Origin of the sequence: Streptomyces asiaticus, from assembly GCF_018138715.1 — a bacterium.
GTDB classification, from domain to species: Bacteria; Actinomycetota; Actinomycetes; order Streptomycetales; family Streptomycetaceae; genus Streptomyces; species Streptomyces asiaticus.
Genome location: NZ_JAGSHX010000006.1, coordinates 5,101,418 through 5,119,151, shown reverse-complemented (window position 1 = coordinate 5,119,151; position 17,734 = coordinate 5,101,418). Strand labels below are relative to the sequence as shown.

The following is a 17,734-nucleotide window of genomic DNA, read 5'->3' as shown; positions in this document are numbered from 1 at the left end:
GATGACCACCCGTACCGCAGTGATCACCGGCGCGAGCAGCGGGATCGGAGCCGCGACCGCGCGCCGCCTGGCGGCCGCCGGATTCCGCGTCGTCCTCGCCGCCCGCCGTAAGGAGCGCATCGAGGCGCTCGCCGCCGAGCTGGCCGAGGCGGGGCACCAGGCCGAGGCGTACGTCCTGGACGTCACCGACCGCGCCGCCGTGGAGTCCTTCGCCGCCGGTCTGGACCGCTGCGACGTCCTGGTGAACAACGCGGGCGGCGCGATCGGCGCCGAGACCGTGGCCACCGCCGACCCGGCCGACTGGCGGGCGATGTACGAGGTCAATGTGGTGGGCGTGCTCCAGGTGACCCAGGCGCTGCTGCCCGCCCTCACCGCCTCCGGCGACGGCACGATCGTCGTGCTGTCCTCCACGGCGGGCCATGTGGCCTACGAGGGCGGCGGCGGTTACGTGGCGGCCAAGCACGGCTCCCACGCCATCGCGGCCACCCTGCGCCTGGAGCTGTGCGGTGAGCCGGTGCGGGTGATCGAGATCGCCCCGGGCATGGTCAGGACCGACGAGTTCGCGGTGAACCGCTACCGCGGCGACGAGGGCCAGGCCGCGGCCGTCTACGAGGGCGTGGCCGAGCCGCTGACCGCCGATGACGTGGCCGACACGGTCGAGTGGGCGGTCACCCGCCCCTCGCATGTGAACATCGACATGATGGTCATCCGCCCCCGCGCCCAGGCCGCCCAGCACAAGGTCCACCGCGAGCGCTGAGCCCGTCACGTCCCCCCTCGTCCTCCCTCGTCCTCCACGGCTCCTCACAGCCTTCCGCGACAGCCCTGCCGCGACAGCCCGCCGTCCCCCGTTCGGCTCAGTGCGTATGCGCCATCCCGGGGGCGCTCCGATGCTGGGAGCGGCCGTCACCTCGCGGTGAAGCGGAGGCGTCATGAGGGTTGTCGTCGATCTCAACCGGTGCCAGGGCTACGCGCAGTGCGCCTTCCTCGCGCCGGACGTGTTCGCGATGCACGGGGAGGAAGCGCTGCTGTACGACGCGCGGCCGGACGACACGCGGCGCGCGGACGTGCTGCGGGCGGTGGCGGCGTGCCCGGTCAGGGCCATCACCGTGGAGGGCGCGGGCGGCAGGTGGACGGCGGACCGGGTGGGTGCCTCCGATGGCGCTTGACGGCTCTCTGGAACGGCTCAGGCGCGAGGGCCACATCGTTGTCGTGGGCGCCTCCCTGGCGGGGCTGCGGGCCGCCGAGACGCTCCGGGAGGAGGGCTTCACCGGCACGCTCACCATGATCGGTGACGAGCCGTACGAGCCGTACGACCGTCCGCCGCTGTCCAAGCAGGTCCTCCTCGGCCTGGTGCCGGTCGGCCAAACGGCCCTCCCCCGCCGCCGTACGCTCGACGCGCGGTGGCGGCTGGGCGCCGCCGCGACCGCGCTGGACATGGCGGCCAAGCGGGTGACGCTCGCCGATGGCACCTCGGTGGAGTACGACCGGCTGCTGATCACTACCGGTGTGCGCTCCCGTCCGTGGCCGAACGAGCTGGAGGCCGGCCTGGACGGCGTCTTCGTGCTGCGGACCACGGACGACGCCGCCCGGCTGGTCGGCCGGCTGCGGGCCGGACCCCGCCGGGTGCTGGTGATCGGCGCCGGGTTCACCGGCTCGGAGATCGCCTCCGTCTGCCGGGAGCGGGAACTGCCCGTCACGGTCGCCGAACGCGGCCCGGCTCCCCTGGTGGGTGCCCTGGGCGGCGTGATCGGCGAGGTGGCCGCCGAGCTGCAGCACCAGTACGGCGTCGATCTGCGCTGCGGTGTGATGGTGACCGGGCTGGAGGGCGACGGCGCGGGCAGGCTGCGGCGGGCCCACTTCTCCGACGGCGCCGCGCTGGACGCGGAGGTGGCCGTCGTCGCCCTGGGGGCGACGCGCAACACCGAATGGCTCGCGGGCTCCGGACTGGCCGCGGGGCCGCGCGGGATCGCCTGCGACGCGGGCTGCCGGGCCTTCGACGTACGGGGCATCGTCTCCGACGACGTCTTCGTCGCGGGGGACGTGGCCCGCTCCCCGCATCCGCTGTTCGGGTACCAGTTCCTGTCCCTGGAGCACTGGGGCAACGCGGTCGCGCAGGCCGAGGTCGCGGCCCACAACATGATCAGCCCCGGTGAGCGGCGCCGCCCGCACCTGTGGACGCCGTACTTCTGGTCGGCCCAGTTCGGCGTCAACATCAAGTCCGTCGGGGTGCCGAACATGGCCGACCAGATCCTCGTCGGCCAGGGGTCGCTGAGCGAGCACCGCTTCACCGCGGCCTACGGCTACCAGGGCCGCGTCATCGCCGCCGTCGCCTTCGACCAGGCCAAATGGCTGGAGTTCTACCAGCGGCAGATCGAGCAGGCGGCGCCCTTCCCGCTGCCGTTCACCACCGTCGACCGGCGGACCGAGGGCATGCGGCCGGTGCCGGCCGGGTTCCCCGACCCCTCGGTGCCCACCCACGGCCCCGAGGTCACCGTCAGCGGCCACTCCCCGACCGACCAGCGCGTCACGTTCACCCCCGCCTGACACGGACACCACCCCCGCGGCCTCGGCCCCCGCCTGACGCGGACACCACCCACGCCACCTCGGCCCCGCCCGACGCGGACACCACCGGCACCGCACCCGGAAGGAGCATCGCCATGACGTCGGTCGCACTCCTGGGCCAGATCCTCGACCACGCCAACCGCGCCGACCCGTACCCGCTGTACGCCGAGCTCCGCAGGACCCCCGTGGTGCGGGACGAGTCCGGCCCCTACCTGGTCAGCACCTACTGGGAGATCCACAGCCTGCTCCACGACCCCAGGGTCAGCTCCGACGTCCGCCATCTCGCCCCCGGGGCGAGAACCCTCGCCGGCACCGACGACCCCGAGCTGCCGCCGAGCTTCATCCGGCTCGACCCGCCCGACCACGACCGGCTGCGCCGGCTGATCATGCGGACGTACGGCCCTCCGCACACCCCCCGGCGGGTCTACGACCTGCGCGGCGAGATCTCCGGAATCGTCTCCGGCCTCATCGACCGCTTCCAGGGGCGGGACCGGATCGACCTGGTCGAGGACTTCTCCTACCCCTTCCCCGTGACCGTGATCTGCCGTCTGCTCGGCGTCCCCCCGGAGGACGAGCAGCGCTTCCACGGCTGGGCCGACACCGTGGCCACCGCCCTCGAGCCGCCCTCCGGCACGCCCGAGGAGCAACAGGCCCACCGGGAGGCCATCCGGGACGCCCGGCACCAGCTCGCCGCCTATCTCTCCGGTCTGATCGAGCAGCGCCGCCGCGCGCCCCGGGACGACATGATCTCCGGCCTGGCCACCGAGCGCGGGACCGACGAGAGTCCGATGTCCCTGTCCGAGATGCTCAGCAATCTGACGCTGCTGCTGATCGCCGGCCATGAGACCACCGTCAACCTGATCACCAATGGGATGCTCACCCTGCTGCGCCACCCCGACGCCCTCAAGCAGCTGCGCGAGGACGCCGAGATGATCTACCCGTTGGTGGAGGAGCTGCTGCGGTTCGAACCGCCCGTACAGCTGCTGCCCGAGCGCACCACGCTCGACGACATCGAGATCGGCGGCACCACCCTCCCCAAGGGCGCCTCCCTGTGGCTCGTCCCGGCCTCGGGGAACCGGGACCCCCATCGCTTCCCCCAGCCGGACCGCTTCCTCCCCGACCGCCCGGACAACCAGCACTCGGCTTCGGCAGCGGCATCCACAACTGCATCGGCTCACCCCTGGCCCGCCTCGAGGCGCAGGCCGCCCTCACCGAACTCGTCCGCCGGCTGGACAACCCGCGCCTCGTCGAGGACCCGCCCCCGTACCGCCGGAACGCCGTCCTCAGAGGCCCGCGGCACCTGGCCGTCGCCTACGACGGCCTCAAGCGATAAAAGCTGTGCCTCAGCCCTTCACGCACACCACCTGCTTGAGCCGCGCCACCACCTCGACGAGGTCCCGCTGCTGGTCGATGACCTTCTCGATCGGCTTGTAGGCCCCCGGGATCTCGTCCACGACGCCGGAGTCCTTACGGCACTCCACACCCCGCGTCTGCTCCGCGAGATCCTGGATCGAGAAGCGCTTCTTCGCCGCGTTACGGCTCATCTTCCGGCCCGCTCCGTGCGAGGCCGAGTTGAACGACGCCTCGTTCCCCAGACCGCGCACGATGTACGAACCGGTGCCCATGGAGCCCGGGATGATCCCGTAGTCCCCGCTCCCGGCGCGGATGGCGCCCTTACGGGTCACAAGAAGGTCCATGCCCTCGTAGCGCTCCTCGGCCACGTAGTTGTGGTGGCAGCTGATCACCGGCTCGAAGACCGGGCGGGCCTTCTTGAACTCCTTGCGCACCACGTCCTGGAAGAGCGCCATCATGATCGCGCGGTTGTACTTCGCGTACTCCTGCGCCCAGAAGAGATCGTGCCGGTACGCGGCCATCTGCGGGGTGTCCGCGATGAAGACGGCCAGGTCGCGGTCGACCAGATTCTGGTTGTGGGGCAGCTTCCGGGCCTCGCCGATGTGGTACTCGGCCAGCTCCTTACCGATGTTGCGGGAGCCGGAGTGCAGCATCAGCCAGACCGAGCCCTCGTCATCGAGACAGAACTCGATGAAGTGGTTTCCGGATCCGAGCGAACCCATCTGCTTGACAGCCCGCTCCTGGCGGAACCTGACCGCCTGGGCCACTCCCCCGAACCGGCTCCAGAAGTCGTCCCACCCCGTCGTCGGAAACGCGTGCAGCCGCCCCGGGTCCACCGGGTCGTCGTGCATACCGCGCCCCACCGGGATCGCCTGCTCGATCCGGGACCGCAGCCGCGAGAGGTCCCCGGGAAGGTCGTTGGCGGTCAGCGACGTCTTGACGGCCGACATCCCGCAGCCGATGTCCACCCCCACCGCCGCCGGGCACACCGCGCCCTGCATCGCGATCACCGAGCCGACCGTGGCACCCTTCCCGTAATGCACATCCGGCATCACGGCGAGGCCCTTGATCCAGGGCAGCGTGGACACATTGCGCAGCTGCTGCATGGCCACGTCCTCGACCGTCGAGGGGTCGGTCCACATCCGGATCGGCACCTGCGCGCCGGGCACCTCGACATACGACATGATGTACTCATTCCCCCGTAAAAGACTGAAAACGCAAAAGCCGGGCCAATACCCCATAGGCGGCGGGCGACCGGCAGGCACGGCAGTGTGTGCGATAGACATTGTGTCCAGCCACCGCCCGCGGGCGGCAAGGAGTTTTCCGTCGCTCGAAGGGACACCGACAGTGCAGCCAGCGCAGCGAAGGGCGTACGGGCGGCGGGCCACCCCGGCCGTCGCCGTGCTCATCACCGTGCTCGCCGCCGCGGGGCTCGGCGGATGCACCGGCTCCGATTCGACGGCCGCCCCGGACGACGGCGCCTCCGGCGACTCCGGGACGGCCGTCTCGGCCGAGCCCGGCCGCTACCGCACCCTGCCCGAGGCATGCGGCGCGGTGAGCCGCAAGACCCTCCAGGCCCTGCTGCCCGGCGCCGAGCAGGACGACAAGGTGTACGACGGCCAGGCGGCCGTGACGTATGACATAGACCGCCGGGACGGCTGCCGCTGGAAGGTCGAGACCACGAGCGGCACGCGCTATCTCACGATCGACTTCCAGCGGGTGGTCTCGTACGACCCCTCGGTCAGCGATGACGACCGGGCCCAGGAGACGTACGAGAAGAAGGCCGTCGCCGCCGACATCCCGGACGCCACGAGCCCTCCCTCGAGCCCCTCCGGCTCCGAGAGCGGCCCGGAGAGCGGCTCGGGCGACGGGGGCGGCTCGAGCGACGCCAGCGGCTCCTCCGCCTCCGCCAGTTCGAGCGCCGATGAGCCCGGTAAGAGCAGCAAGGGCGACAAGGGCCACGAAGCCGGTAAGGGTGACAAGACCGACAAGGGGAGCGAAAGCACCGATAGTCCCTCGGCGGGCGCCGATGCGAGCGGCGGAAGTGACGAAAGTGACACCGCCTCGGAGGACACCGCCCCGCGCCGGCTGGACGACCTCGGTGACGACGCCTTTCTCAACGACCAACTGATCACCAAGGACTCGGGTATCCACCGCGACATCACCGTCGTGTTCCGGTCCTCGAATGTGATTGCCACCATTGAGTACGACCAGTGGACGACCGACAAGAAGCACATTCCCAGCAGCCAGGAACTCCAGGAAAGCGCCCAGGACTTGGCCGATGAACTGACTGGTCGCCTCAACGAATAACGGGTCCTCGCCGCACCCCCGCGAGCGCCCCGTCCCCACCCCGCGGAGACCTCGGAAATTGGGACGCCCGCGCGTCGGCCGCGTACCGTGCCGACTAATGACGCGAGCGGCACGTCCGCCCATCGACAGAGAATGAGCGAAGGACCCATGCACCGTTCAGCCCCGCGACTCGCCCGAATACTCGCCTGCGCGACCGTACCGGTGGTGCTCGTCGCCGGCTGCTCCTCCGGCTCGGACAAGAAGGACGACAAGAACGCCGGTGGCTCAGCGAGACCCGGCTCGCCCAGCGCTTCTCCCACCGTCGCGGCAGCGAAGTTCAGCAAGCTGCCCGATGTGTGTTCCACGCTTTCCGGGAAGACGGTCGACGAGCTCGTCCCCAAGGCGCAGAACAAGAAGGGCAAGGCCCTTCCCTCGGCCGACACCAATACGTCGGCCAGCTGCCTGTGGAGCGGCCTCGACAAGTTCGACTACCGCTCGCTGACCGTCTCCCTCAAGCTGTTCCGCTCCGACCCGGGGCTCGGCTCCGGCGACAAGCGCGCCGGGGAGTACGCCGCCCAGCAGGCGAGCAGGGCCGCCACCGCCGGCAAGGTGACCGACCCCAAGACCGAGAAGGTCGCGGGCATCGGCGACGACGCGACCACGGTCAGCACCAAGGAGAAGAAGGACGGCGACGACTTCCGCGACCAGACGGTCGTGGTCCGCACCGCCAATGTCGTCATCACCCTCCAGTACGACGGCGCGGGCTATGAGACCGCCAAGGCCCCGGACGCGGCCGACCTGCTCAAGGACGCCAAGTCCGCGGCCAAGGAGGCCGTCGGCGCCATCGGTAAGGGCGCCAAGAGCGGCGCCTGACTCGCCGACACGACCCCTTCCCGCCCATGAGCCTTGACGTGTATGCGACGCTGATGCGGCTGTTGTTGAGGACGGGGAGGGGTCGCGGGTGGCCGCGATGCAACTGACACGGATGCACCGAATACTGGCCGGCGTGGTCGTGACCGGGGCGGTGGTGATCGCGGCGATCGGCTTCGCCGGTTCCTACGCGGCGGTGCGCGATCTCGCCCTCGACAAGGGCTTCGGCAAGTTCGCCAATGTCTTCCCGATCGGCATCGACGCGGGGATCGTGGTCCTGCTCGCGCTGGATCTGCTGCTCACCTGGATCCGCATCCCCTTCCCGCTGCTGCGCCAGACCGCGTGGCTGCTGACCGCGGCCACCATCGCCTTCAACGGCGCGGCCGCCTGGCCGGACCCGGTCGGCGTCGGCATGCACGGCGTGATCCCGATCCTGTTCGTCGTCTCCGTCGAGGCCGCACGGCACGCGGTCGGCCGGATCGCCGACATCACCGCCGACCGGCACATGGAGTCGGTCCGCATCGCCCGCTGGCTGCTCGCGCCGGTGCCCACCTTCCGGCTGTGGCGCCGGATGAAGCTGTGGGAGCTGCGCAGCTACGAGGAGGTCATCAGGCTGGAGCAGGACCGGCTGGTCTACCAGGCCCGGCTGCGGGCCCGCTACGGGCGGTCCTGGCGCCGTAAGGCGCCCGTGGAGTCCCTGATGCCGCTGCGGCTGGCGCGGTACGGGGTGCCGCTGGCGGACACCGCCCCGGCGGGGCTCGCGGCGGCCGGTCTGGACCCGTCCACGGTGTCGGCGACCGCGCTCCCCTCGGGCCGGTCGGCCGCGGCGGACGAGACGGGGCCCAAGAGCGCCTCCCTGGAGGCCCAGCCGGGCCCGTACGGCGCGCCGGGGGCCGCGGCGGACCTCGGCCCCCAGCAGCACCCCCAGCAGCCCCAGACGCAGGAGCTGCCGCTCTCGCTGCCCCTGCCGGTGTACCAGCAGCCCGCCGGGCAGGGCCATGACGGCCGGAACGCGGTGCCCTTCGACCCGGCGGCCGCCCACCCCGCGCCGGTCGAGCAGCAGCCCCAGCAGCTCCAGCATCCGCAGCAGGCACAGCACCCGCAGCAGCTCCAGCCGCAGGACCAGCAGATCCCGGGCCAGGCGCCGCAGCCCGAGCAGCAGCCGCAGCAATTTCAGCAGCGTCAGTCCCAGCAGTCCCAGCAGCCCCAGCTGACCGTGCCGGTCGGGCCCGGCGGCCGGGTGCGGCCGCTCGGCGGTGAGGGCGTGGGAAGCCATCAGGGCGTCTACGTACCGGAGCAGCGCGAGCCCGAGCGCTTCGCCTACGAGGAGCCGCGGCCGGAGCAGCAGCTGAACCAGCTGCCGGACGACGTGCCGCGCGAGGAGGTCTACTACGCGACCTTCCGCGAGTTCCTCGCCGACCACAGCCGGTACCCCTCGGCGTACCAGTTCGGGCAGCGGCTGCGGGAGACCTACGGCGTGACCGACCTCAGCAACAGCGAGCTGGCCGGGTATGTCGAGGACTTCAAGGAGCGCGTCCGCCTGGAGCGCGAGGCCATCCCGTAGCCGCCCCTCCCGCAAAGGCGGAACGCCGGGCGGCGGCCGCAAGGCCGTCCGCCCGGCGCCCGGGAGTCGCGGAGGTCAGACCGCGAGCAGCTTGCGCACCCGGTCCGCGCCCACCGCCAGCAGCAGCGTGGGCAGCCGCGGGCCGGTGTCCCGACCGACCAGCAGGGTGTAGAGCAGCGCGAAGAACGACCGCTGGGCGACCTTCAGCTCCGGCGTCGGCTTGGCCTCCGGCGACAGCCCCGCCTGGATCTTGGGCACCCCGTAGACCAGCGTGGTGAGACCGTCCAGCGACCAGTGGTCGTCCAGACCGTCCAGCAGCAGCCGCAGCGACTCCCGCTCGGTGTCGCCCAGCGCGGCCAGCCGCTCCGTGTCCGGCTCGTCCCGGACCCGGGTGCGCTGATCGGCCGGGACCTGGGTGGTGATCCAGCGCTCGGCCTTGTCGAGCCGGGGCCGGGTCTCCTCCAGGGACTTCACCGGGTTGTCGGGGTCGAGCTCGCCGAGGATGCGCAGCGTCTGCTCGTCATGGCCGGTGGTGATGTCCACCACCGAGGCCAGCGTGCGGTACGGCAGCGGGCGCGGGGTGCTGGGCAGCTCGCCCGTGGCGGTGCGGGTCGCGCGGCGGTACGCGGCCGCGTCCGCGGGCTGGGCCGTGCCCTCGGTGATCTTCCGCTCCAGCGCGTCCCACTCGTCGTAGGTCCGCTGGATCTCCTGGTCGAAGGCGATCTTGAAGGACTGGTTGGGCCGGCGGCGGGCGTACAGCCAGCGCAGCAGCGGCGCCTCCACGATCTCCAGCGCGTCGGCCGGGGTGGGCACACCGCCCTTGGACGAGGACATCTTGGCCATGCCGCTGATGCCCACGAACGCGTACATCGGGCCGATGGGCTGCTCCCCGCCGAAGACCTCGCGGACGATCTGGCCGCCGACCACATAGGACGAGCCCGGCGAGGAGTGGTCCACGCCCGAGGGCTCGAAGACCACGCCCTCGTACGCCCAGCGCATCGGCCAGTCGACCTTCCAGACCAGCTTGCCGCGGTTGTGCTCGCTCAGGCGGACGGTCTCGCCGTGGCCGCACGCGCAGGTGTACGCCAGCTCGGTGGTCTCGTCGTCGTACGAGGTCACCGTGGTCACATCCCGGTCGCAGACCGAGCAGTACGGCTTGTACGGGTAGTAACCCGCCGCGCCCGCGCTGCCGTCGTCCTCGGCGGCCGCGCCCGAGCCCTCGGCGGCGGCCAGCTCGGCCTCGTCCACCGGCTTCTGCTGCTGCTTGGGCTTCTTGGCGCCGGGCTTGTCCTTGGTGCGGTACCGGTCCAGGACGGCGTCGATCTCCCGGCGGTGGCGCATCGCGTGCAGGATCTGCTCCCGGTACGCCCCCGAGGTGTACATCTCGGTCTGGCTGATGGGGTGGAACTCGATGCCCATCTCCCGCAGCGCCTCGGCCATCGGCGCCTTGAAGTGCTCCGCCCAGTTCGGATACGGGGACCCGGGCGGGGCCGGGACCGAGGTGAGCGGCTTGCCGATGTGCTCGGACCAGGAGGGGTCGATCCCGGCCGGGACCTTGCGGTACCGGTCGTAGTCGTCCCAGGACAGGATGTGAACGCACTCGCGGCCCCGGCGCCGGATCTCGTCGGCGACCAGGTGCGGGGTCATGACCTCGCGCAGATTGCCGAGGTGGATCGGGCCGGACGGGCTGAGGCCCGAGGCGACGACGACAGGTTTGCCCGGGGCGCGGCGCTCCGCCTCGGCAATGACCTCGTCGGCGAATCGGGAGACCCAGTCGGTCTCGGTGCTCTGAGCCACGGTCGGCACTTCCTTCCTAGCGGGCATGGCACCGCCCATTGTCCCAGACGGAACAGGCCCCTCCGGATTCGCCCACAGGGCCCGCCGGGCGGGCCCGGGTTGTCCACAGGCCGGGGAAATCGTTGGACCCGCCGTGAAATACTGGGTTGCCCATACCACCACTATCGGAATGGCACTCCATGGCTTCGGTCCCTTCCCTCGCCGCTACGGTCCATCAGCGCGTCGCGGACGCCCTCTCGGCTGCCCTGCCGGAGGCCGGTTCCGCGGACCCGCTGCTGCGACGAAGCGACCGGGCCGATTTCCAGGCCAATGGGATGCTGGCGCTGGCCAAGCAGCTCAAGGGAAACCCCCGTGAGCTGGCCGCCAAGGTCGTGGCGCACCTTCCGGTCGCCGCCACCTCGGCCGACCCCGATCCGGTGATCGCCGACATCAAGGTCTCCGGCCCCGGCTTCCTCAACATCACGATCGCCGACTCCGCGATCACCGCGACCCTCGCCGCCCGCGCCGCCGACGACCGCCTCGGCGTGCCGTTCGCGCAGGCGCCCGGCACCACCGTGATCGACTACGCCCAGCCCAATGTGGCCAAGGAGATGCACGTCGGCCATCTGCGCTCGGCGGTGATCGGCGACGCGGTGGTGCGGATCCTGGAGTTCGCCGGCGAGAAGGTGATCCGCCGCCACCACATCGGCGACTGGGGCACCCAGTTCGGCATGCTCATCCAGTATCTGATCGAGCACCCGCACGAGCTGGACCACAAGGACGCCTCCTCCGGCGAGGAGGCCATGTCCAACCTCAACCGGCTCTACAAGGCCGCGCGGGCGCTCTTCGACTCCGACGCGGAGTTCAAGGAGCGGTCCCGGCGGCGGGTGGTGGAGCTCCAGGCGGGCGACGAGGAGACCATCGCCCTGTGGCGGAAGTTCGTGGACGAGTCGAAGATCTACTTCTACTCGGTCTTCGACAAGCTGGACATCGAGATCCACGACCCCGATGTGGTCGGCGAGTCGGGTTACAACGACATGCTGGCCGAGACCTGCCGGCTGCTGGAGGAGTCCGGTGTCGCCGTGCGCTCCGAGGGTGCGCTGTGCGTCTTCTTCGACGACATCAAGGGCCCCGAGGGCAATCCGGTGCCGCTGATCGTCCAGAAGTCCGACGGCGGCTTCGGCTACGCGGCCACCGACCTCTCCGCGATCCGCGACCGGGTGCAGCACCTGAAGGCCGACACCCTGCTGTATGTGGTGGACGCCCGGCAGTCGCTGCACTTCAAGATGGTCTTCGAGACCGCCCGCCGGATCGGCTGGCTCAATGACCAGGTGCACGCCGTGCAGCTCGCCTTCGGCACCGTCCTGGGCAAGGACGGCAAGCCGTTCAAGACCCGCGCGGGCGAGACGGTGCGGCTGGAGGACCTGCTGGACGAGGCCACCGAGCGGGCCGCGGCCGTGGTCCGGGAGAAGAGCGAGAAGCTCGGCCTCACCGAGGAGGAGATCCTCGAGCGCGGCGCCCAGGTCGGCGTCGGCGCGGTGAAGTACGCGGATCTGTCCACCTCCGCCTCGCGGGACTACAAATTCGACCTCGACCAGATGGTCTCGCTCAACGGGGACACCTCGGTCTACCTCCAGTACGCGTACGCCCGGATCCAGTCGATCCTGCGCCGCGCCGAGGAGGGGCAGCGGCCGCTGGCCCACCCGGAGCTTCCGCTGGCCCCGGCCGAGCGGGCGCTGGGCCTGCACCTCGACCAGTTCGGGGAGACGCTGCGCGAAGTGGCCGCCGGGTACGAGCCGCACAAGCTGGCCGGGTATCTCTACCAGCTGGCCTCGCTCTACACGACCTTCTACGACCAGTGCCCGGTGCTGAAGGCGGAGGGCGGCCCGGCCCAGGTGGAGAACCGCCTCTTCCTGTGCGACATCACGGCGCGGACGCTGGGGCAGGGCATGTCCCTGCTGGGCATCCGCACCCCCGAGCGCCTCTGAGCGACCGTGTGTGAAGAGCCCCGCCCCGCCCCGGGAAGCCGGGGCGGGGCTCTTCACATCCACCGTCCGCGTCACCGGCAGAGCACATCGCGCTTCGGCCGCTCACCGGTCAGCAGGAAGTCCGTGACCCTCCGGTCCGCGCAGCCGCTGCCGTTCGCCACATACGCCGCGCCGTGCCCCATCGCGTCCACACCGACCATCCGGGCCCGGTCGCCAAAGGCGCGCCGGAGGCCCAGCGCCCCGCTGTACGGGGTGGCCACGTCGCGCTTGTTCTGCACCAGCAGGACGTTCGACGGCCCCTGATCCGTGATCCGCACCGGCTTGTCCCGCGGCTCGTCATGCCAGAACGCGCACGGCGTGACGTTCACCGGCATGCCCGCCGTGAGCGGGTGGCTCTTACGGCTGGCGGCGACATCCCGCGCGTAGTCGGGCAGGGAGGTGGGCCAGTCCACGTCGTTGCAGATGGTCGCGAGGGACACGGCCGCGGCGTCCTGAGGGGGGTCGGCCGGCGCCTCGGCGGGCACCTTGCCCGCGTCCGCGTCGACGATCAGCCGGGCCAGGCTCTCGAAGTCGTCCCGGGAGTACAGGGCGTCCAGCATGCTCTGGCGCAGCGCGTTGCCGTTCAGCTCGGGCGGGTTGGCGCCGGGCCACGGCAGCGGCTTCGCGTCCAGCCGGGCGGCGAGGTCCAGGACCCGCCGCCGCACCCCGTCGGGGGTCCCGGCGAGCCGGACGGGGCTGTCCGGGGCGGAGGCCCAGGCGGCGAAGTCGGGGAAGGTGTCCTCGACGCCCACGGCGTAGTTGGCCAGCCAGCCGTGCTCCACCCGCTCCGGGTTCGGGTCGTCATTGCTGTCCAGCACCCAGCGGTCGGTGTGCTCGGGGAACATCTGCGCGTAGACGGAGCCCACATACGTCCCGTACGAGACGCCCCACGCGGACAGCTTCCGCTCGCCGAGCGCCCGGCGGACGCTGTCGATGTCCCGCGCCTCGTTGACGGTGCTGATGGTGCGCAGCAGTTCGCCGCCGTTGCGGGCGCAGGTGTCGGCGATCCGGCGGCCGGTGGCGATGTTCCGCGTGATGTCCCCGCCGGGGGCGGGCCAGGGGCGGGAGGCGAGCAGCGAGAGATCGGCCGGGTTCAGATCGCATCCGGTGTGCGTGGACCTCCCCAGGCCGCGCGGGTCGAAGCTGACGACGTCGTACGCGTCCCGCACCGACTTCGGCAGCCGCTTGCCGAGCGTGCTGGGCCGGGCAAGACCCGGCGATCCGGGGCCGCCCGGGATCAGCAGCAGGGTGCCCCGGCGGGCCCGCGGCCGCTCGCTGGGGATGCGGGAGACGGCGAGGGAGATCCGCTTGCCGCCGGGGTCGCGGTAGTCCAGCGGCACCTTGAGCGTGGCGCATTCCTGACGGGGGTCGAGCCCGGTGCCCTCGCAGGCGCCCCAGTCGGGCGCGGCGGCGGTCGGGCCGGCCGGCGGGTCCGGGGTCGCGTTCGCGGACGCGACCCCGAGGAGGGAGGCGGTGGCGGCGGTGGCGAGGGCCAGTGCGGCGGTTCTGCCGGTCGTCGGTCTCATGTGCACAAGCCTTGTCGAACCGGCCCTCCCGCCCCATCCGGGCAACCGGCCGACCCGCTCGGGGGAAAACCCCCGGGCGACTGCCAGGAATGCCCCCGCGCACGTAGCATTCGGGACACATTTCCCGGACCGGGACAACCTCTCACCGCCCCGGTCCGTCCAACCCCGTGAATCATCTGTCATCAACGGACAACGGACCATTGGGGGCTTGACCATGCGACGGTGGGGGACCGCACTCGCGGCGATGGCGCTCGCGGGCGGCGCGCTGGCGGCGACGGCGGGGACGGCCGGGGCCGTCACGCCGACCGCGGCCAAGGCGGCGACGACCTGTGAGACCGGCTGGGGCAGCGGCGAGAAGACGGCCCAGCCGGCGGGACACGCACCGCTGGGGAACATCAGGACGGGCCGGCACGCGTGCTACGACCGCATCGTGTTCGACGTGAAGGGGGCCACGGCCGCCGATCGCGTCGGCTACCGCGTGGGGTATGTGAACACCCTCTACCAGGACGGCTCGGGCGAGGAGATCCCGGTCCGCGGCGGCGCGATCCTGGACATCCATGTGTCCGCGCCGAGCTACGACCCGGGCAGCGGCGCGGAGTCGTACCCGGGGCGGGCCCGCAAGCCGCTGCCGGGCGTGGACATCTCCGGCTACCAGACCTTCCGGGACACCCGCTTCGGCGCCAGCTTCGAGGGTGAGACCCAGGTCGGCCTCGGGGTGCGGGCACGGCTGCCGTTCCGGGTCTTCCAGACCGACGGACATGTCGTGGTGGACGTGGCGCACTCCTGGAACGCGGTGCGCTGAGCACGGCGCGGAAGCCACGACAAGGGCCTGCCCCGCGACCCGATGGGTTCGCGGGGCAGGCCCCTTGCTGTGTTACGGGTGACGCCTACCTGCTGAAGCCGTAGTCCATCAGCTTCTTCGCGTCCTTCGTGCGGGCGTCCACCGAGGTGGAGGCGAGGACGGTGCCGATCACCGTCTTCCCGCTCCGGGTGGCGGCGAAGACCAGGCAGTACTTGGCCTCCGGACCCGAGCCGGTCTTGACGCCGATGGTGCCCGAGTAGCTGCCCAGCAGATTGTTGGTGTTGGTCCACGACATGTAGCGGTAGCCGCCGCTCTTCGTGGTCACCTTCTGCTTGGTCGACTTCGTCTTCACGACCGAGCGGAACGTGGAGTACTTCATCGCGCTGCTGGCCAGCTTGGTCAGATCGCGCGGTGTCGAGTAGTTGGCGCCGTGCCCGATGCCGTCGAACGAGTCGAAGTGGGTGTTCGTCAGCCCGAGGGACTTGGCGGTGGTGTTCATCTTGCCGATGAACGACTTCACCCGCGCGGCCCGGGTGGAACCGGTGCCGAACTTGTCCGCCAGCGCGTACGCCGCGTCACAGCCGGACGGCAGCATCAGCCCGTACAGCAGCTGGCGGACGGTGACCTTGTCGCCGACGATCAGCTTGGCCGAGGAGGCCCAGTTGTTGTCGACGATGTAGTCGCTGTACGCCTTCTGGACCGTGACCTTGGCGTCCAGGTTGAGGTTCGGCTGCGCGAGCACCACCCGGGCGGTCATGATCTTGGTGGTGGAGCCGGTGGAAAGACGGGTGTCCGCGGCCTTGGTGAACAGGCTCTTCCCCGTGGCGTTGTTCATCACGAACCCGCCCTTGGCGGCGATCGTGGGACTTGCGGTCGTCGCGGCCTGCGCGGAGGCGGTGAACGCCCCCGCCGTCAGCACGGCTCCAGCGGTGATCGTGACCGCGGATACACGACGTAGGCCCTTCATGCCGGTTTTCAACGTGAATATCTCCAAATGCCCCTGGCCTGCGGCCGCATCACAGGGCCGCTCCCTGGTCAGACGTCCGAGAGGGCCCGATGGATGTGCCCTCTGCCGAGATTTCCTGGAAATTCCCCCGGGTGGCGCGCCCCGGGCGCCGGGGCGCGCGCCTAAGCGCCGGGGGCGTCAGGCCAGGTAGTGGATCGTGCCGTGCAGCGCGGGCCCGACGCCCTCGCAGTGCTGGGTGAACGTGGCCGCGAGCGCGTCGATGTCGCCCGCCGCGTCGTGCGAGAGCTCGGTGATGGTGAACTCGCCGCGGCTCTCGTTGCAGCCGCCTCCCGTCACGGAGATGTCCAGCGTCGCCGTGCCGTCCATGCCCAGGCGCGTCGCCTGATAGGTCTTGCCGACCTCCACCACCTCGCCGTCCGGCGCGGCCATCGTCACCGACCAGTACTGACGTTTGCCGGTGACGCCGAAGTCGATATGGCCGACGCCGGTGCCCGCGATGGTGAAGAGGCTGGTGGAGCCGGTGTGGACGTCGGACCGGCCACCGCCCAGCGGATCGCCCTCGTCGCTGGTGTAGCCGTACGACAGCGGATGAGCGTTGATCTTCACGGTGCCGTTGAGCGCGGGGGCGGCTTCCTGGCAGCGCTGGGTGAAGGTGGCGTCCAGCATCGTGACCGCGCCGGAGGCGTCCGTCTCGATCTGGTCGATGGCGAACTGCCCGTACACCTCGTTGCAGCCGCGCCCGAGGCCCGAGACGTCCAGCCCGGGGGCGCGGCCGGTGCGGAATCCGGCGCGCTCGGCGTCGCGGTAGACGCCCGGGTGCAGGGTCTCGCCCTTCGGCGCGGCGAGTTCGATGGTCCAGGACCGCAGGGCGCCGGTGGAGACCTGGACGGTGAGGTACTCGGCGGTGCCGGTGGCCTTGAGGGTGTCGGCGGGCGCGGTGTACGACCCCGTCTCACCCCGGCCGACCCAGTCGCCGCGCTCGCTGGTGTACGTGAAGGAGGTACTGGCCTGCGGGGTGGTGTCCGCGGCGGGGGCCGCGTGAGCCGGGGCGGCGACGGCCCCGAGGAGTCCCGTCACCGCGATGAGGCCGGTGGCGGCGGACGAGACGATACGTCTCCATCTGGTGCGTGAGCGCACGAGCAGTGCCTCTCTGCCGAGGAACGCGAAGGGAGCCAACGGCCTCAACCTAGCGCGGGCATACGACAGTTGGCAGTCGATCACCGCCGCGCCGCCGTCTCCGGATAGCCTGCCTCGCGCACCGAACCCCACGTGCCGAAAGTGCCCGCTATGACTCCCCAGCACCTCCTTGAGCGCGCCCAGCGCCTGGCCGACGCAGGCGGCCGCCGTCTGCTCGGTATCGCCGGACCGCCCGGGGCCGGCAAGACCACCCTCGCCGAGCGCCTGGCCGCCGCCCTCGGCGCCGACCGGGCCGTCCTGGTGCCCATGGACGGCTTCCACCTCGCCGACGCCGAGCTGCGCCGGCTCGGCCTGACCGGCCGCAAGGGCGCGCCGGAGACCTTCGATCCGTACGGCTACACCGCGCTGCTGCGGCGGCTGCGGGCGCCACGCGCCGAGGAGGTCGTCTACGCGCCGGGGTTCGACCGCGAACTCGAGCAGCCGGTCGCGGGCACCATCCCGGTGCCGCCGGAGATCCCGCTGGTGATCACCGAGGGCAACTACCTGCTGCTGGACGAGGCGCCCTGGCTCCCGGTGCGCGAGCTGCTGGACGAGACCTGGTGGGTCGACCTGGACACCGAGGAGCGGGTGCGCCGGCTGATCGAGCGCCATGAGCGGTTCGGCAAGCCGCATGACGAGGCCGAGCGCTTCGTCCTCGCCTCCGACGAGGCCAACGCCCGGCTGGTGGCCCCCGGACGGGCGGCCGCCGACCTCGTGGTCAGGGGCCGGTGATACCGGCAGGCGTGGTCAGGGGTTGGTGATGACCGGCACGCTCAGCTCGGCAGTCGGGCCGGACGCGACAGGTGCGCGTCCGGCCCGCAG

The 17,734-nt window shown here is 71.3% G+C and carries 14 protein-coding genes and 1 pseudogene; 10 read left to right on the top strand and 5 right to left on the bottom strand.

The features are described 5' to 3' along the window. Nucleotide 1 precedes the first annotated feature (1 nt). The 4 genes and pseudogenes from KHP12_RS29155 (at nt 2) to KHP12_RS29140 (ending at nt 3,895) form a co-directional block, all read left to right on the top strand. A complete protein-coding gene (locus KHP12_RS29155) occupies nt 2–757 on the top strand; it encodes an SDR family NAD(P)-dependent oxidoreductase (RefSeq protein ID WP_037955278.1) in 756 nt (251 codons plus the stop codon). A 172-nt stretch (nt 758–929) separates the two neighbouring features. Continuing rightward, on the top strand, nt 930–1,166 hold the full coding sequence (locus tag KHP12_RS29150; RefSeq protein WP_086884633.1) for a ferredoxin: 237 nt from the start codon (nt 930–932) through the stop codon (nt 1,164–1,166). After that, on the top strand, nt 1,156–2,544 hold the full coding sequence (locus KHP12_RS29145; RefSeq protein ID WP_086884632.1) for an NAD(P)/FAD-dependent oxidoreductase: 1,389 nt from the start codon (nt 1,156–1,158) through the stop codon (nt 2,542–2,544). The genes KHP12_RS29150 and KHP12_RS29145 overlap by 11 nt, the downstream gene beginning before the upstream one ends. Nucleotides 2,545–2,657: 113 nt before the next feature. Further along, a pseudogene (locus tag KHP12_RS29140) lies at nt 2,658–3,895 on the top strand (cytochrome P450). Between the two features lie 10 nt (nt 3,896–3,905). Here KHP12_RS29140 and KHP12_RS29135 read toward each other — a convergent pair. Beyond that, nucleotides 3,906–5,099: an RtcB family protein gene (locus KHP12_RS29135; RefSeq protein WP_086884631.1), complete on the bottom strand. Its 1,194-nt coding sequence runs from the start codon at nt 5,097–5,099 to the stop codon at nt 3,906–3,908. A 163-nt stretch (nt 5,100–5,262) separates the two neighbouring features. Between KHP12_RS29135 and KHP12_RS29130 the strand changes: the two genes are divergently transcribed. The 3 genes from KHP12_RS29130 to KHP12_RS29120 all read left to right on the top strand — a co-directional run bounded on the left by KHP12_RS29130 (nt 5,263) and on the right by KHP12_RS29120 (nt 8,638). Next, a complete protein-coding gene (locus KHP12_RS29130) occupies nt 5,263–6,225 on the top strand; it encodes a DUF3558 domain-containing protein (protein WP_167442689.1) in 963 nt (320 codons plus the stop codon). 147 nt (nt 6,226–6,372) lie between these two features. After that, nucleotides 6,373–7,077 (top strand): hypothetical protein, encoded by a 705-nt coding sequence (locus tag KHP12_RS29125; RefSeq protein WP_086884630.1) that lies wholly within the window; start codon nt 6,373–6,375, stop codon nt 7,075–7,077. A gap of 97 nt (nt 7,078–7,174) precedes the next feature. After that, on the top strand, nt 7,175–8,638 hold the full coding sequence (locus KHP12_RS29120; RefSeq protein ID WP_211833914.1) for a DUF2637 domain-containing protein: 1,464 nt from the start codon (nt 7,175–7,177) through the stop codon (nt 8,636–8,638). Between the two features lie 75 nt (nt 8,639–8,713). Here the strand turns inward: KHP12_RS29120 and lysS are convergent, their stop codons facing one another. Then, nucleotides 8,714–10,462 (bottom strand): lysine--tRNA ligase, encoded by a 1,749-nt coding sequence (gene lysS / locus KHP12_RS29115; RefSeq protein WP_086884628.1) that lies wholly within the window; start codon nt 10,460–10,462, stop codon nt 8,714–8,716. 152 nt (nt 10,463–10,614) lie between these two features. Here lysS and argS point away from each other — a divergent pair, with 152 nt between their 5' ends. Continuing rightward, on the top strand, nt 10,615–12,402 hold the full coding sequence (gene argS / locus KHP12_RS29110) for an arginine--tRNA ligase (RefSeq protein ID WP_211833913.1): 1,788 nt from the start codon (nt 10,615–10,617) through the stop codon (nt 12,400–12,402). A gap of 71 nt (nt 12,403–12,473) precedes the next feature. On the opposite strand, the gene KHP12_RS29105 is transcribed toward argS, so the two are convergent. After that, nucleotides 12,474–13,967, bottom strand: coding sequence for an alpha/beta hydrolase (locus KHP12_RS29105; RefSeq protein ID WP_086884626.1), 1,494 nt, complete (start codon nt 13,965–13,967; stop codon nt 12,474–12,476). 214 nt (nt 13,968–14,181) lie between these two features. On the opposite strand from KHP12_RS29105, the gene KHP12_RS29100 reads away from it, so the two are divergent. Further along, nucleotides 14,182–14,769, top strand: coding sequence for an AMIN-like domain-containing (lipo)protein (locus KHP12_RS29100; RefSeq protein WP_037955305.1), 588 nt, complete (start codon nt 14,182–14,184; stop codon nt 14,767–14,769). Nucleotides 14,770–14,854: 85 nt separating this feature from the next. Here KHP12_RS29100 and KHP12_RS29095 read toward each other — a convergent pair whose 3' ends face one another. Together KHP12_RS29095 and KHP12_RS29090 are read right to left on the bottom strand one after the other, a co-directional pair. After that, entirely contained in the window at nt 14,855–15,736 is an 882-nt protein-coding gene (locus tag KHP12_RS29095; protein ID WP_167442687.1) for a D-alanyl-D-alanine carboxypeptidase family protein, read from the bottom strand. 177 nt (nt 15,737–15,913) lie between these two features. Next, a complete protein-coding gene (locus KHP12_RS29090) occupies nt 15,914–16,912 on the bottom strand; it encodes a hypothetical protein (RefSeq protein ID WP_086884625.1) in 999 nt (332 codons plus the stop codon). Nucleotides 16,913–17,023: 111 nt separating this feature from the next. On the opposite strand from KHP12_RS29090, the gene KHP12_RS29085 reads away from it, so the two are divergent. Next, nucleotides 17,024–17,644, top strand: a complete 621-nt coding sequence (locus tag KHP12_RS29085; protein WP_086884624.1) for a nucleoside/nucleotide kinase family protein — start codon at nt 17,024–17,026, stop codon at nt 17,642–17,644. Nucleotides 17,645–17,734: the final 90 nt, after the last annotated feature.